Annotated in this window: 14 protein-coding genes; 3 read left to right on the forward strand and 11 right to left on the reverse strand. The window is 57.2% G+C overall.

Annotated elements, in window-relative coordinates; all coding sequences use genetic code 11:
- Window positions 1–237: 237 nt before the first annotated feature.
- Together ACI514_RS16965 and ACI514_RS16970 are read right to left on the reverse strand one after the other, a co-directional pair.
- Window positions 238–1863, reverse strand: a complete 1626-nt coding sequence (locus ACI514_RS16965; RefSeq protein ID WP_160056888.1) for a methyl-accepting chemotaxis protein — start codon at window positions 1861–1863, stop codon at window positions 238–240.
- Between the two features lie 130 nt (window positions 1864–1993).
- Window positions 1994–3049: an amidohydrolase family protein gene (locus tag ACI514_RS16970; RefSeq protein WP_405122067.1), complete on the reverse strand. Its 1056-nt coding sequence runs from the start codon at window positions 3047–3049 to the stop codon at window positions 1994–1996.
- Between the two features lie 129 nt (window positions 3050–3178).
- Here ACI514_RS16970 and ACI514_RS16975 point away from each other — a divergent pair, with 129 nt between their 5' ends.
- The gene (locus ACI514_RS16975) at window positions 3179–3595 is read left to right on the forward strand and encodes an OsmC family protein (protein WP_008082948.1); all 417 of its coding nucleotides are present in this window, start codon (window positions 3179–3181) and stop codon (window positions 3593–3595) included.
- Window positions 3596–3656: 61 nt separating this feature from the next.
- The gene (locus ACI514_RS16980; RefSeq protein ID WP_405122068.1) at window positions 3657–4523 is read left to right on the forward strand and encodes a pirin family protein; all 867 of its coding nucleotides are present in this window, start codon (window positions 3657–3659) and stop codon (window positions 4521–4523) included.
- A 200-nt stretch (window positions 4524–4723) separates the two neighbouring features.
- Here the strand turns inward: ACI514_RS16980 and ACI514_RS16985 are convergent, their stop codons facing one another.
- The 4 genes from ACI514_RS16985 to ACI514_RS17000 form a co-directional block, all read right to left on the reverse strand.
- Entirely contained in the window at window positions 4724–5452 is a 729-nt protein-coding gene (locus tag ACI514_RS16985; RefSeq protein ID WP_160056880.1) for a dienelactone hydrolase family protein, read from the reverse strand.
- A 68-nt stretch (window positions 5453–5520) separates the two neighbouring features.
- The gene (gene htpG / locus ACI514_RS16990) at window positions 5521–7425 is read right to left on the reverse strand and encodes a molecular chaperone HtpG (protein ID WP_160056878.1); all 1905 of its coding nucleotides are present in this window, start codon (window positions 7423–7425) and stop codon (window positions 5521–5523) included.
- An 82-nt stretch (window positions 7426–7507) separates the two neighbouring features.
- Window positions 7508–7960: a PaaI family thioesterase gene (locus tag ACI514_RS16995; protein ID WP_160056876.1), complete on the reverse strand. Its 453-nt coding sequence runs from the start codon at window positions 7958–7960 to the stop codon at window positions 7508–7510.
- Window positions 7957–8433 (reverse strand): PaaI family thioesterase, encoded by a 477-nt coding sequence (locus ACI514_RS17000; RefSeq protein ID WP_160056874.1) that lies wholly within the window; start codon window positions 8431–8433, stop codon window positions 7957–7959. The genes ACI514_RS16995 and ACI514_RS17000 overlap by 4 nt, the downstream gene beginning before the upstream one ends.
- A gap of 158 nt (window positions 8434–8591) precedes the next feature.
- Here ACI514_RS17000 and ACI514_RS17005 point away from each other — a divergent pair, with 158 nt between their 5' ends.
- Window positions 8592–8828, forward strand: a complete 237-nt coding sequence (locus ACI514_RS17005; protein ID WP_007959016.1) for a hypothetical protein — start codon at window positions 8592–8594, stop codon at window positions 8826–8828.
- A 78-nt stretch (window positions 8829–8906) separates the two neighbouring features.
- On the opposite strand, the gene ACI514_RS17010 is transcribed toward ACI514_RS17005, so the two are convergent.
- The 5 genes from ACI514_RS17010 to sucC all read right to left on the reverse strand — a co-directional run bounded on the left by ACI514_RS17010 (window position 8907) and on the right by sucC (window position 14025).
- Complete coding sequence (locus ACI514_RS17010) at window positions 8907–9308, reverse strand: MAPEG family protein (protein WP_095119944.1); 402 nt, start codon at window positions 9306–9308, stop codon at window positions 8907–8909.
- Window positions 9308–10045: a DUF599 domain-containing protein gene (locus ACI514_RS17015; protein WP_095119943.1), complete on the reverse strand. Its 738-nt coding sequence runs from the start codon at window positions 10043–10045 to the stop codon at window positions 9308–9310. The genes ACI514_RS17010 and ACI514_RS17015 overlap by 1 nt, the downstream gene beginning before the upstream one ends.
- A 203-nt stretch (window positions 10046–10248) precedes the next feature.
- Window positions 10249–11562, reverse strand: coding sequence for a branched-chain amino acid transport system II carrier protein (gene brnQ / locus ACI514_RS17020; RefSeq protein ID WP_405122069.1), 1314 nt, complete (start codon window positions 11560–11562; stop codon window positions 10249–10251).
- Between the two features lie 415 nt (window positions 11563–11977).
- Window positions 11978–12859 carry a succinate--CoA ligase subunit alpha gene (sucD, locus tag ACI514_RS17025; protein WP_008082972.1) on the reverse strand — a complete coding sequence of 294 codons (882 nt, stop codon included), beginning with the start codon at window positions 12857–12859 and terminating at the stop codon, window positions 11978–11980.
- Entirely contained in the window at window positions 12859–14025 is a 1167-nt protein-coding gene (gene sucC / locus ACI514_RS17030) for an ADP-forming succinate--CoA ligase subunit beta (RefSeq protein WP_007919879.1), read from the reverse strand. The genes sucD and sucC overlap by 1 nt, the downstream gene beginning before the upstream one ends.
- Window positions 14026–14058 lie beyond the last annotated feature (33 nt).

A 14058-nucleotide genomic window follows, 5' to 3' on the forward strand; every position in this document is an offset into this window, starting at 1 on the left:
CGGGGCTTTTTTTGCCTGCTGGATTGGAGACTTGTGCCTGGCTCGCCCCTCACCCCAGCCCTCTCCCGAGGGAGAGGGAGCCGCCCGAGGTGTCTTTCGCCATGCATCGACCTGAAAAATCGAGTCGATTATGGATTCTCCAAAGCCAGATCAGGTCGGTGTATCTCGCCAATCTCCCACGGTCAGTCCCCTCTCCCTTGGGAGAGGGCTAGGGTGAGGGGCTTTTGAAGGCGAAACTCAAACCGAAAACTTCGCCACCATGCTGTTCAGATCCACCGCCAACCGCGACAACTCCTGACTGGCCGCACTGGTCTGATTGGCCCCCGCCGAGGTCTGCATCGCCAGATCACGAATATTCATCAGATTGCGATCAACCTCACGTGCCACAGCCGCCTGCTCCTCTGAAGCACTGGCGATCACCAGATTACGCTCGTTGATCAGCGTGAACGCCGAGGCGATCTCTTCAAGTGCAGTCCCGGCCGCCTTGGCCAACTCGAGCGTCGAACGCGCGCGCACATTGCTTTGCTGCATCGAACTGACCGCCGAATCGGTGCCCTGCTGAATGCCGCCAATCATCTGCTCGATTTCCTGAGTCGATTGCTGAGTGCGATGCGCCAAGGCCCGTACCTCATCCGCTACCACCGCAAACCCACGTCCGGCATCACCAGCCCGCGCCGCCTCGATCGCAGCATTCAAAGCGAGCAGATTGGTCTGCTCGGCAATCGAACGAATCACGTCCAGCACTTTGCTGATGCTGTAAACCTTCTGCGCCAGATCTTCCACCTGACTTGCATTGGCTGTCACATCATCGGCGAGCGATTCAATAGACAACACCGTTTGATGCACCTGTTGACGGCCATGCTGGGCAATACGATCGGATTCACGAGAGGCCTCGGACGTGGCCACGGCATTGCTTGCCACCTCCTCCACCGCAGCCGTCATCTGATTGACCGCCGTGGCCGCCTGTTCGATTTCCAGGCTCTGCTGGTGCAAACCGCGCGTAGCGTCTTCCGTGACGCAACTCAGCTCTTCCGAGGCCGAGGCCAATTGACTGGAGGACTCGGAGATTTGCCGAATCGTGTCACGCAGGTTGTGTTGCATGCTCTTGAGCGCGTGCAGCAGTCGCGCCGGTTCGTCCTTGCCGCTGATGTTGATATCGCCGGTCAGATCACCTCCTGCCACCACCTCGGCGACACCCAACGATTGCGCCAGCGGCAGCACGATGCTGCGCGTCAGCAACAGGGCCAAGCCAATGGTGATCAGCGCAGTGATACCGACCATCACGCCGACCCACACCCGCGAACTGGTAAACACCAGCCGCGCTGCTTCGGTGGCGAGATTGGCATTGTGTTTATTCAGTTCGACCAGTTCGCGCAAAAGCACTGCAATTTCATCGGCCAAGGGACTCATCTGACCGTTGAGAATGGTCGCGGCCTCCTCGACCCGATTCTGCGCAGACAACTGCATGACCTGCGCCTGAAACTCCAGGTATTGGTGCTCGGCGACCTTGAAGCGGTCAAATAGCTTGCGCTCCTCGGGCAGTACGATCAGCACGTCATAACGCTGCTGGGCCTCACTGAGCACACCGCGTAATTCATTGAGCTTGGCAACGTTCTGTTCGAGTGCCTGCGGATCTCGATTGAGCAGCAGGCGCATGGTCAATGCGCGCAGGCGCAGCATGTCCTGGCTCATCTCACCGACCGCCATCACGCTCGGCAGCCAGTTGTTATCAACCTCGTCGGACTGCGCGCGCATGTTCGACATTTGCAATAAAGCGAACGCCCCGAGGGCAAATACCATCAACGCCAACAAGCCAAAACCGAGCCCGGCGCGCGGGGCAATATTGAGACTACGGATACTCATTGCTCTGGTTCCTTCCAAAAGCGCTGCATCAACCCTGCAGCTGGTTGCTTTAGAAGGTATCGGCCCGGCGGAAAAATGCGTAAGACGAAAAGGCGATATCAAAAGGCCTTGATCCATCGAACCGTTGGCATTAACGATTCAGCGTGCTTTTGCCGGACTTGAGCACCGTTCGCGGCAAGATCGCCAGGAAGTTATCCCGAGCGACTTTTTTCGCGACGTCCTCGGGCAATGCATCGAGGAATGGCTTGAAGCTGTGCATTTCCTCACCGAGTTTGTTGAATCGCCCGACTACGTCTGAACCCAGCATGAAGCGCTCCGGGTATTTCTCGACCAGCGCCAGCCATTCCGCTCGCGGCTTGCCCTGCTCGTCCAGCAGGTACGGCGTGAGCATGCTCCATGACAAGTCGATGAACAGATTGGGATACGCCTCAAGCATGCGCGTCAGCGTGGGCAACAGGAATGTCAGTTGCGTCTGATGCCGATGGATTTCAGCGCTGGTGCCGGCGTGCGCCCAGATAAATCGCGTGTGCGGGTGATTACGCAGCGGTTCTTCGACTTCCTTCAGGTACAGAGGATTTTTCTCACGCTTGGAGGTGATGTTGGAATGCAGCATCACCGGCAGATCGTTCTCGGCGGCCAGATGATAGATCTTGGTCATGGCTTCGTTGTTGGCGCGCGGCGTGTCGCCGGACGTCAGCGCCGTGAGATCGTCATGACGAGTGAACACTTCGCCGATGCCCTGCCAGAGTCCCGGGTACAGATCGAGCATGCGCTGGATGTGTGCGGCGGAGTTCTTGTCGTTGGGATTGAAGCCGGACAGGAACGGATGAAAGTACGGGCGCTGCTCGGCGCTCAGTTTTTGCACCGCGTCGGCGATAATCACGTCGGTCGCGCTATACCAGTAAGCATCGGCGTCATCCCCGGCGTAATAGCGCGGGCGCTTGGGTTCGTCCTCATGCCACTTCTTAGCAACCGGAATACCGGAAATCATCACATGCTCGACGGAACCGCCCTTCATCGCCGTCAGCAATTTCGCCATGCCAGCACTTTCCTGGAAAAAATCCACGTAATGCAGGTGCGCATCGCTGTAGGTGTACTCGCGGGCGCTGACGTTGCCGGCAAATACCAACAAACAGGCAAGACTCAAACGATACAGGGACACAAGTAATCTCCAGGAAGTAGGCATAGCCTAGACCCTGCCCTGACGACAAGGGTTCATCCCGCAGGAAAGTGGAACGCGTACCGGTGGGAATACTCTATAACTGCAAGGTCTTTTTTGATCGAAGCGACTTTTCCTACTGCCAGTGAGGTTCCCATGACCGTTACCGTCAATACCGTCTCCGCTGAAGGTTTTCGTCACACCGTACAAATTGATGACCACGAATTGTTTGCCGACGTGCCGAAATCGGCAGGCGGCGAAGGCTCGGCACCTGAGCCGCACGACTATTTCGATGCAGCCCTCGGCGCCTGCAAAGCACTGACCCTGAAGATGTACGCGAAGAAGAAAGACATCCCGCTGACCGGTGTCGGTGTTGACGTCAAACGCGACAATAGCGAAGAGCAGAAAGGTAAATACGTCTTGCACGTCACCCTTACTCTCAAAGGCGTCCTTACCGATGCCCAGCGCGAGGAATTGCTGCGCGTTGCCGATCGCTGCCCGATTCACAAGCTGATGACCACCAGCGAAGTGACGATCGAAACCCACGCCCCACAAGGCTTCGACAGCCAGTAATCCTCCTCATGCCAGCGGCGGGTTATGCTTCTGGCATCACCCGCTCAGCCTGGAATGCACCATGGACACGCAACCTCTGATCATCCGCCCGCGCGCCGAAGACGTCGAAGGCCAGCCGATTCTGCGCCCGTTGCCGTCAGCCAAATGCCGCAGCGTCGGGCCTTTCGTGTTTTTTGATCACATGCTCGAAACGGTTTATCCGACAGGCAAGGGCATGAACATCCGACAGCATCCGCACATTGGTCTGTCGACCCTCACGTATTTGTTTGAAGGACAGATCCAGCACAAGGACAGCCTTGGCTCGGATCAGGTGGTCAGCGCTGGAGATGTCAGCTGGATGACCGCTGGCAGCGCGATTGCGCACGTTGAACGCACGCCGGAACCGTTGTGGGACCAGAGCTTCACCATGCACGGATTGCAGATCTGGCTGGCCTCGCCCAAGGATCATGAACAAGGTCCCGGGCATTACAGCCATCACCCGGCGGCGACATTGCCGGTCAGCGATAACCTCGGCGTACAGATCCGCATGATTGCCGGGTCAGGCTTTTGCCTGGAATCGCCGGTGCCGGTGCTTTCTCCTACGTTGTATGCGGAAGTGAACATGCAAACCGCAACCACTTTGCTGATTCCGACCGAGCATGAAGAGCGGGCGGTTTATGTGCTGAGTGGGGATGCGCAATTGAACGGCGAAGCGATTGAGCCGCATGCGCTGGTTGTGTTGCCGGCTGGGGAAGAGATGAGTTTGTTTGCCGAAAGTGATGTGCACGCGGTGGTGTTTGGCGGCGCGGCACTGGACGGGCCTCGGCGGATCAACTGGAATTTTGTCGCGAGTGATCCAGCGGCGATTGATCAAGCGCGGCGCAAATGGGCGGCCGGGGATTGGCCGACGGTGCCGGGAGAAGTTGAGCGGATCGAGTTACCGCGCTGAAAAGTACCCTCACCCCAGCCCTCTCCCAGAGGGAGAGGGAGCCGACCGAGATGTCTCAGGTTATACGCTGACCTGAAAAGTCTTGGCGACTATGGATTCAGCACAGCCCTTTCAAGTCGGCGTAACTCCCAAGCATCCCCCATTCAGTCCCCTCTCCCTCCGGGAGAGGGTTAGGGTGAGGGGCTTTTGATTTTCAGGCTTCAGCCCTTGAACACTTCATCCAGCAAATCATGCATCGACTTGAACGCGCGCTTCGCGGTCTTCGCGTCGTACATCATCTTGCCCGGCACATTGGCATGCGGATCAGTGAACGAGTGCACCGCACCGCCATAGCTGAGCAACTGCCAATCGACATTCGCCGCGTTCATCTCGTCTTCAAACGCCGGCAACTGCTCCTTCGGCACCAACGGGTCGGAAGCACCGTGCAACACCAGCACCGAGCCCTTGATGTTCTGCGCATCCGCCGGGTTCGGCGAATCCAGCGTACCGTGGAACGACACCGCCGCCTTCACCGGCGCCCCCGTGCGAGCCAGATCCAGCGCACAGCAACCGCCAAAGCAGAAGCCGAACACTGCCAGTTTCGACGTATCAACCGCCGCCTCACCCTGCTTCTGCAACTGCTCGAACGCCGCCTGCATCCGCGTGCGCAGCAACGCACGATCGTCCTTCAACGGCATCATCGCCGCGCCCGCTTGATCAGCATTCTGCGGACGCACGGCCTGACCGTAGACGTCAGCGATCAACACCACGTAGCCCTTGGCCGCCACCGATTTAGCGATCTCTTCGGCACCAGCACTGACACCCATCCAGTTCGGCGCCATCAACAAACCCGGACGCGCGCCTTTGTGCTCGGCGTCGAACGCCAGACGACCTTCATAAGGCTGGCCGTCAATCTGATAGACCACGGAACGTACTGTGACTTGGCTCATTTCTGACTCCTGATTTGTTAAACACCAGAATGAAAAAACCCGCCGAAGCGGGTTTTTCTACAACGTGATCAAGCTGACAGTTCAACCAGCAGCTTGTTCAGGCGGCGCACGTAGGCGGCCGGGTCTTTCAAGCTATCGCCGGCAGCAAGCGCTGCCTGATCAAAGAGGATGTGCGACAGGTCGCCAAAACGCTCTTCGCTCTGCTCGCCATCGAGTTTCTCGATCAGCGGGTGGCTCGGGTTGAACTCGAAGATCGGCTTCGAATCCGGCACTTTCTGCCCGCTGGCTTCGAGGATCTGACGCATTTGCAGACCCAGATCCTGTTCGCCGATGGCGAGGATGGCAGGCGAATCGGTCAGACGATGCGATACGCGAACTTCAGCTACGGAATCGCCCAGCGCGGTTTTCAGACGCTCAACCAGACCTTCTTTGGACTTGGCGACTTCTTCTGCGGCTTTCTTGTCCTCTTCCGAGTCCAGGTTGCCCAGATCAAGATCACCACGTGCCACGTCGACGAAAGTCTTGCCGTCAAACTCGCTGAGGTAGCTCATCAGCCACTCATCGATGCGATCAGTCAGCAGCAACACTTCGATGCCTTTCTTGCGGAAGACTTCCAGGTGCGGGCTGTTCTTGACCTGCGCGTAGGTTTCACCGGTCAGGTAGTAGATCTTGTCCTGACCTTCCTTGGCGCGTGCCAGGTAGTCGGCCAGACCGACGATCTGCTCGCCGTCGTCGCCGTTGGTCGATGCAAAACGCAGCAGACCGGCGATTTTCTCTTTGTTGGCGAAGTCTTCTGCCGGGCCTTCTTTCATGACCTGACCGAAGTTCTTCCAGAAGCCCTTGTATTGCTCAGGCTCGTTCTTCGCCAGTTTTTCCAGCATGTCGAGCACGCGCTTGGTCAGCGCGGTCTTCATCGAATCGATGATCGGGTCTTTCTGCAGGATTTCACGCGACACGTTCAGCGACAGGTCGTTGGAATCGACCACACCTTTGATGAAGCGCAGGTACAGCGGCAGGAACGACTCGGCCTGATCCATGACGAACACGCGCTGAACGTACAGCTTCAGGCCTTTCGGCGCTTCACGCTGGTACAAGTCGAACGGTGCGCGGGCCGGCACGTACAGCAGCGAGCTGTATTCAAGCTTGCCTTCGACTTTGTTGTGGCTCCAGGCCAGCGGGTTTTCAAAGTCGTGAGCGATGTGCTTGTAGAACTCCTGGTATTCCTCGTCCTTCACTTCAGTGCGCGGACGGGTCCACAGGGCGCTGGCGCGGTTGACGGTTTCCCACTCAACGGCCGGAGTCTCTTCGCCTTCGGCAGCAGCCGCTTCTTTCGGCAGCTCGATCGGCAAAGCGATGTGGTCGGAGTACTTCTTGATGATGTTGCGCAGACGCCAGCCATCAGCAAACTCGTCTTCTGCAGCTTTGAGGTGCAGAACGATGCGCGTGCCACGCTCTGGTTTTTCGATGGTGGCGACTTCGAACTCGCCCTCGCCTTTCGACGACCAGTGCACGCCTTCGCTGGCCGGGGTGCCGGCGCGACGGCTGTATACGTCAACCTGGTCGGCAACGATGAAGGCAGAGTAGAAGCCCACACCGAACTGGCCGATCAGGTGGGAATCTTTCTTTTGATCGCCCGAGAGATTCTTCATGAAATCAGCGGTACCGGATTTGGCGATGGTCCCCAGGTGGGTGATCACATCATCACGGTTCATGCCGATACCGTTGTCTTCGAGAGTGACGGTTTTGGCGTCCTTGTCGAAGCTCACACGGATTTTCAGGTCAGCGCCACCTTCGAGCAACTCTGGCTTGGCCAGGGCTTCGAAGCGCAGCTTGTCGACAGCGTCAGAGGCGTTCGAGATCAATTCGCGAAGGAAAATTTCCTTGTTGGAATACAGCGAATGGATCATGAGGTGCAGCAGTTGCTTTACCTCGGTCTGGAAGCCCAGGGTTTCCTTTTGAGTTTCCACACTCATGGTCATCAAACTCCAATCAGATGGCAGTGGCCGCGACCCGAAATGGTCGGCGGCGGGTTGTCTTGTGAGTTTGGGGCGCTGTTCAGGATTTCAAGGGCTCATCGATTTTGAAGTGCGCGCGGGCGGTGGCAATCGGTTCGCTTTCGGTGCTTTGCCAAGCAGTAATGGCGACGTTAGCCACGCGCCGGCCGTGGCGGCAGACCTGACACTTGGCCCAGGTATCGCGGAACTGCCCGGCGCGCAGGTAATCGAGGGAGAAATCAATGATCTTCGGCACGCCCGGCGTTTCGGTAAAGATCAGCAAATGAAGTGCCGCCGCCAGCTCCATGAATCCGGCGATCACCCCGCCATGAATTGCCGGCAATAAAGGGTTACCAATGTTGTCTTTGTTCGCTGGCAGCTTGAACAGCAATTCATCGCCGACGCGTGAGCATTCGATGCCGATCAGCCCGGCGTAGGGAATCAACTGCAACAGCGGCGCGTAGTCGCCCTCAGCGTGAGCCTGCTGCAACTGCTGTTTCAGATCATCGCTCATTGCCCTGCTCCCTTGATCGCGCCGCCGAAGCCTTTGGTGCCTTTAAGGCCCTTGCCCATGCGCATGAACGTACCGACGACGTGGGCGATGGGTTGTTCGGGATTGTCCTGATAGGCGAAACCACGAGCGAAGATCACATCGGTGGTTACCCGGTAGCACTGGGCGAAGCCATAGACGTCTTTGTTCGGTTCGGCGGCGTGCATATAGTCAATGCGCAAATCGAGGGTCGGGCAGACTTCGAATTCCGGCAACACACAGAGCGTCGACATCCCGCAAGCGGTGTCCATTAACGAGGTAATTGCACCACCATGAATAACCCCGGTCTGCGGATTACCGACGATTTGCGGACTATAAGGCAGGATCACCGTGAGCCCTTCGCTGGAGGCTTCATGTACTCGCAAACCAAGTACCTGACAGTGTCTTAACGCTGAAAGAAATCTCGTCGCGCGCTCAAAAACGGGGTTTTCAGCCATATGATAATTACTCTCGTTAAAGCCATTGGCCAGTAGTAGCGAACAGACCAAAAGTTCCGTAGCAAAACAAACTTATATATCTGACACAAATGAGGAACTTAACCTGTAGCGCCAAGCTCTTAAGGCCAGTAGTTATTTTCCATAAGGAGAAACACCCCATGCGTAAGACTTTAGCTATTGCCTTGATGTTGACCGCTTCCCTCGGTCTCGCTGCCTGCGATAAAAAATCCGAGGACAAAGCTCAAGATGCCAACCAACATGCTGAACAAGCTCAGCAAGACATGAACAAAGCTCAGGATAAAGTGAACGACGCTGCGAAAGAAAACGCCGAAGCTGCCAAAGCTCAGGCTGAATCGAACGCCGCCGCGCAAGAAGAAGCTGCCAAGAAGCAATAATCCGCTTTTTGCTGCAGAAAAAAGAAAACCCGCCAAGCGCGGGTTTTCTTTTGCCTGTCATTTAGCGCCAGGCTCGCCTTAGAGCAAGACAGTTCTAAAAGTCGGACTAATCATCAACAACAGCGAACAGACTAAACCAACTAGCCACACCAGACTGCGCAGCTTGGGCAGATCGGCCAGATAGAACCACAAGTAGAGGATCCGCGCGATCACGAAGATGATCGCCAATGTATCGATCAGCCAGCCTGCCGTTTGCGTGGTGTGCGCCATCAACACACCGACTGCGAACAGGATGAAAGCTTCGATACTGTTCTGGTGAGCCGCCAGCGCCCTCGCACCGTAACCGGTCAGCTGCGCCTGTTGCTGGCGCGGCAGGTGATTGTTGTACCCCCCCTGTTCTTTCATCGCTTTGCCCACCGGCATACGCGCGATATAGATCATCAGTGCACTGATAAACACACACCAGAACGGAATACTCATCAAGCAGCCTCTTTGTTCGCCTCGGGGATGGGCGCCTCTGTAGGGGTATAGACCATTACATCGAGAACGTCGGAATGAAACTCGCGGCGATACAAGACCAATACCACCCCGGCGCTCATGAGCATGAACAACCACGGGCTGACAAACCAGGCCAGCATGGTCATGCCGAAGTAGTAAGAGCGCAGCCCGAAGTTGAACTGGTTGGCCGCCATCGAAATCACCCGCGCCGCCCGCGCAGCGAAAGCCTTGCGCTCCTGTTCGGAGACATGTCGCTCACCGATCATCGGCGCCGAGCCGACCAACACGGCCGCGAAGTTGTACTGACGCATGCACCAACTGAAGGTAAAGAACGCGTAGACGAACACCATCGCCAGACACAGCAACTTGATTTCCGACATGCCCTGCGACGCCTGTTGCACCATCGGAATATCTGCCAGCAACGACACTGCCCGCTCAGATGCGCCAAGCACGGTGAGAATGCCGGCGAGGATGATCAATGTGCTGGAAGCGAAGAACGAGGCGTTGCGCTCAAGGTTACCGATCACACTGGCGTCGGCGATGCGGTTGTCACGCAGCAGCATGCGGCGCATCCAGTCTTCGCGGTACAGGTGCAGCACACTCGCAAGACATGCTGTATCGCGGCCCTTCCAAGAGGCATAACGGGTATAACCGCCCCAGCAGATGACGAACCAGACGGCGGCGAGCAGGTGGATCAGGTTGGCTTGGATGAACGACATGCAATTCCTTGTGAGGTGTGTACACGCACTGATTACTTGTGGGAGCGAGCCTGCTCGCTCCCACATTGAGATTTCGGCAACCCTTCGACGTTAGCTCAGGGAAAAAGACACTGCCTGACGCGCATAAAAAATGCCCCGTATCGATTGATACGGGGCATTTCTGTTTAAGCGTTGAAGACCCGCTTATGACGGGTCAGACAACGTCAGGCAACGGCTTCGCTGCGCTTGCCCAGCAGGCGATCGCAAACCACCGCGACCACCAGGGTCATCACGCACGGCACCAGCCATGCCAGGCCCTGCTCGCTCAGCGGCAGGTGGGACAACTGCGATGGCATCCAGCCGGCCAGACCAGCGCCTTTCAGCGCGTCGATGGTGCCGAAGATGAACGACACCAGCATCACCGGACCGAGAATGCGGCCGTGCTCATGCCAGAAGTCTTTGCAGAAGCTCAGCGCCACCAGCACGATGCACGGCGGATAGATTGCGGTCAGCACCGGAATCGAGAACGCAATCAGCTTGGTCAGGCCCAGGTTGGACACCAGCAGCGAGAACGCCGCCAGAATGATCACCAGGGTCTTGTAGGACAGTGGCAGCACGCGGCTGAAGTATTCGGCGCAAGCACAGGTCAGGCCGACCGCTGTCACCAGACACGCCAGCGAGATCAGCACCGCGAGGAAACCGCTGCCCAGCGAACCGAAGGTGTGTTGCACATACGCGTGCAATACTGCCGCGCCATTGGTCGCGCCAACCGCCACTTCATGGCTACCGGAACCGAGACGGAACAGGCTGATATACACCAGCGCCAAACCGAGGCCGGCGATCAGGCCAGCGATGATCGCGTAACGGGTGATCAACGCCGGCGACTCGACGCCACGGGAGCGGATCGCGTTAACGATGACAATGCCGAACACCAGTGCCCCGAGGGTATCCATGGTCAGGTAACCATTGATAAAGCCTTGGGAGAACGGTGCCGCGACGTATTCCGGCGTGCCGTGGCCGATGTCACCTGCCGGCAGGGCAAATGCAGCAATGCCGAGGACTGCCAGCGCGATGATCTTCAATGGCGCAAGGAAGCGGCCAACGGTGTCCAGCAAACGCCCAGGGTAGAGCGAGATGAAGAACACCAGCAGGAAGTACACCGAACTGTAGAGGAACAGTGCCAACGGGCTTTCGCCGGTCAGCGGCGCCAAGCCTACTTCAAAGGATACGGTCGCGGTACGCGGCGTGGCGAACAACGGGCCGACTGCCAGGTAGCAGGCAGCCGCCAGAATGCCGCCGGCAATCTTGCCGATCGGGCTGCTCAGCGCATCCATCGCCCCACCGACCTTGGCCAGTGCAACGACAGTGATCACCGGCAAACCCACCGCGGTGATCAGGAAGCCCAGCGCGGCCATCCAGACGTGAGGTCCGGCCTGCAAACCCACGATCGGCGGGAAAATGATGTTGCCAGCCCCGACGAACAGGGCAAATGTCATAAAGCCAAGTGCCAGGATGTCCTGACCTTTCAAAACTTTCATTAAGGTAATACCACACTACTGAATCGGAATTTAGAGGGGGATTGCCCTGTGTAATTAGGGAAATGCTGTCGATCCGTATGGGACTGACCCTTAAAGCGCGTTGCATGCCTTGTGGGCGGCAGACGCAAAAATGGCTGCTAGCCTAACGAATTTGCCGTGTAAACGCACTGTTAGAGGGCGAACTATCCGATACGCGACGTTTCCGTGTCGCGTTTACGTATTTATTTTTCGTTGGTACGGCAAAGATCAAAAGATCGTCCGATCGCGGCCCGAGCCTTCGGCAGCTCCTACAGGAGATTGCGTTCCTCTGTAGGAGCTGCCGAAGGCTGCGATCTTTGATCTTCTGATCTGCAGAAACGACAAAGGCCACCCGAAGGTGGCCTTTGTTTGGTGAAGCGTCAGCTAAGCGCGAGGCTTACTTGACAGCCCAACCGGTCAGCTCGGCCAGGGCCTTGCCGATGTCTGCCAGCGAACGCACGGTTTTAACGCCTGCGTCTTGCAGCGCAGCGAATTTCTCGTCTGCAGTGCCTTTGCCGCCAGAGATGATTGCGCCAGCATGGCCCATGCGCTTGCCCGGAGGAGCAGTCACACCAGCAATGTAGGAAACAACTGGCTTGGTCACGTGTGCCTTGATGTAGGCAGCCGCTTCTTCTTCAGCCGAACCGCCGATCTCACCGATCATGACGATCGCTTCGGTCTTCGGGTCTTCCTGGAACAGCTTCAGGATGTCGATGAAGTTCGAACCCGGGATCGGGTCACCACCGATGCCGACGCAAGTCGACTGACCGAAACCGGCGTCAGTAGTCTGCTTCACAGCTTCGTAGGTCAGGGTGCCGGAACGCGAAACGATACCGACCTTGCCTGGCAAGTGAATGTGACCTGGCATGATGCCGATCTTGCACTCGCCCGGAGTGATAACGCCTGGGCAGTTAGGGCCGATCAGGACTACGCCCAGCTCGTCGCACTTAACTTTAGCGTCCAGCATGTCCAAGGTAGGAATGCCTTCGGTGATGCAGACGATCAGCTTGATGCCGCCGAATGCCGCTTCCAGGATCGAGTCTTTGCAGAAAGGAGCCGGAACGTAGATCACGGAGGCGGTAGCGCCAGTGGCTTCTACTGCGTCTTTAACGGTGTTGAACACTGGCAGACCCAGGTGCTCGGTGCCGCCTTTGCCAGGAGTAACGCCACCAACCATTTTGGTGCCGTATTCGATGGCTTGCTGGGTGTGGAAACTACCTTGCGAACCGGTAATACCCTGGCAGATAACTTTGGTGTCTTTATTGATCAGGACGCTCATTATTTGCCCTCCGCAGCTTTGACAACTTGTTGAGCAGCGTCGGTCAGGCTGGTAGCAGCGATGATGTTCAAACCGCTTTCTGCCAGTACTTTAGCGCCCAGCTCAGCGTTGTTGCCTTCAAGGCGAACAACAACCGGGATTTTCACGCCGACTTCTTTCACAGCGCCAATGATGCCTTCGGCAATCATGTCGCAGCGAACGATGCCGCCGAAGATGTTGACCAGTACTGCAGCGACGTTGGTGTCGGACAGAATGATCTTGAACGCTTCAGTTACGCGTTCTTTGGTAGCGCCACCACCTACGTCGAGGAAGTTGGCTGGCTTGCCGCCATGCAGGTTGACGATGTCCATGGTACCCATGGCCAGGCCAGCACCGTTGACCATGCAGCCGATGTTGCCTTCCAGTGCTACGTAGTTCAGTTCGAACTTGGCAGCGTGCGCTTCGCGCGGATCGTCTTGCGACGGATCGTGGAAAGTTTTCAGCTTAGGCTGACGGTACATGGCGTTGGCGTCGATGTTGATCTTGGCGTCCAGGCAGTGCAGATCGCCGTCAGCCTTGATCACCAGCGGGTTCACTTCCAGCAGAGCCAGGTCGTGATCCTTGAACAGCTTGGCCAGACCTACGAAGATCTTGGCGAACTGAGCAACCTGTTTGCCTTCCAGACCCAGCTGGAATGCCAGCTCGCGACCCTGGAATGGCTGAGCGCCAACCAGTGGATCGATAGTGGCCTTGAGAATTTTTTCTGGAGTGTCGTGAGCGATTTTCTCGATGTCCACGCCACCTTCGGTGGAAGCCATGAACACGATGCGACGGCTCGAACGGTCAACGACAGCGCCCAGGTACAGCTCTTTAGCGATATCAGTGCACGATTCAACCAGGATCTTGGTGACTGGCTGGCCATTGGCGTCAGTCTGGTAAGTCACCAGACGCTTGCCCAGCCATTGCTGTGCGAAGGCTTTGGCGTCTTCTTTGCTGCGAACCAGCTTGACGCCGCCCGCTTTACCGCGACCACCGGCGTGGACCTGGGCTTTGACAACCCACTCACTGCCGCCGATTTTGTCGCAAGCTTCTGCTGCTGCTTCCGGGGTGTCTACTGCGTAACCAGTGGAAACTGGCAGGCCGTATTCAGCGAACAGCTGCTTACCCTGATACTCGTGAAGATTCATGCTTTTTACCGTCTTCGTTAGGTACTGCGCATT

Origin of the sequence: Pseudomonas sp. M20 (genome assembly GCF_045037865.1) — a bacterium.
Lineage (GTDB): Bacteria > Pseudomonadota > Gammaproteobacteria > Pseudomonadales > Pseudomonadaceae > Aquipseudomonas.

Bases quoted from the DNA above. Each gene is read 5' to 3' on its own strand.
- ACI514_RS16965 (WP_160056888.1), bottom strand. From the start codon at position 1,863: ATGAGTATCCGTAGTCTCAATATTGCCCCGCGCGCCGGGCTCGGTTTT.
- ACI514_RS16970 (WP_405122067.1), bottom strand. From the start codon at position 3,049: ATGCCTACTTCCTGGAGATTACTTGTGTCCCTGTATCGTTTGAGTCTT.
- ACI514_RS16975 (WP_008082948.1), top strand. From the start codon at position 3,179: ATGACCGTTACCGTCAATACCGTCTCCGCTGAAGGTTTTCGTCACACC.
- ACI514_RS16980 (WP_405122068.1), top strand. From the start codon at position 3,657: ATGGACACGCAACCTCTGATCATCCGCCCGCGCGCCGAAGACGTCGAA.
- ACI514_RS16985 (WP_160056880.1), bottom strand. From the start codon at position 5,452: ATGAGCCAAGTCACAGTACGTTCCGTGGTCTATCAGATTGACGGCCAG.
- htpG (WP_160056878.1), bottom strand. From the start codon at position 7,425: ATGAGTGTGGAAACTCAAAAGGAAACCCTGGGCTTCCAGACCGAGGTA.
- ACI514_RS16995 (WP_160056876.1), bottom strand. From the start codon at position 7,960: ATGAGCGATGATCTGAAACAGCAGTTGCAGCAGGCTCACGCTGAGGGC.
- ACI514_RS17000 (WP_160056874.1), bottom strand. From the start codon at position 8,433: ATGGCTGAAAACCCCGTTTTTGAGCGCGCGACGAGATTTCTTTCAGCG.
- ACI514_RS17005 (WP_007959016.1), top strand. From the start codon at position 8,592: ATGCGTAAGACTTTAGCTATTGCCTTGATGTTGACCGCTTCCCTCGGT.
- ACI514_RS17010 (WP_095119944.1), bottom strand. From the start codon at position 9,308: ATGAGTATTCCGTTCTGGTGTGTGTTTATCAGTGCACTGATGATCTAT.
- ACI514_RS17015 (WP_095119943.1), bottom strand. From the start codon at position 10,045: ATGTCGTTCATCCAAGCCAACCTGATCCACCTGCTCGCCGCCGTCTGG.
- brnQ (WP_405122069.1), bottom strand. From the start codon at position 11,562: ATGAAAGTTTTGAAAGGTCAGGACATCCTGGCACTTGGCTTTATGACA.
- sucD (WP_008082972.1), bottom strand. From the start codon at position 12,859: ATGAGCGTCCTGATCAATAAAGACACCAAAGTTATCTGCCAGGGTATT.
- sucC (WP_007919879.1), bottom strand. From the start codon at position 14,025: ATGAATCTTCACGAGTATCAGGGTAAGCAGCTGTTCGCTGAATACGGC.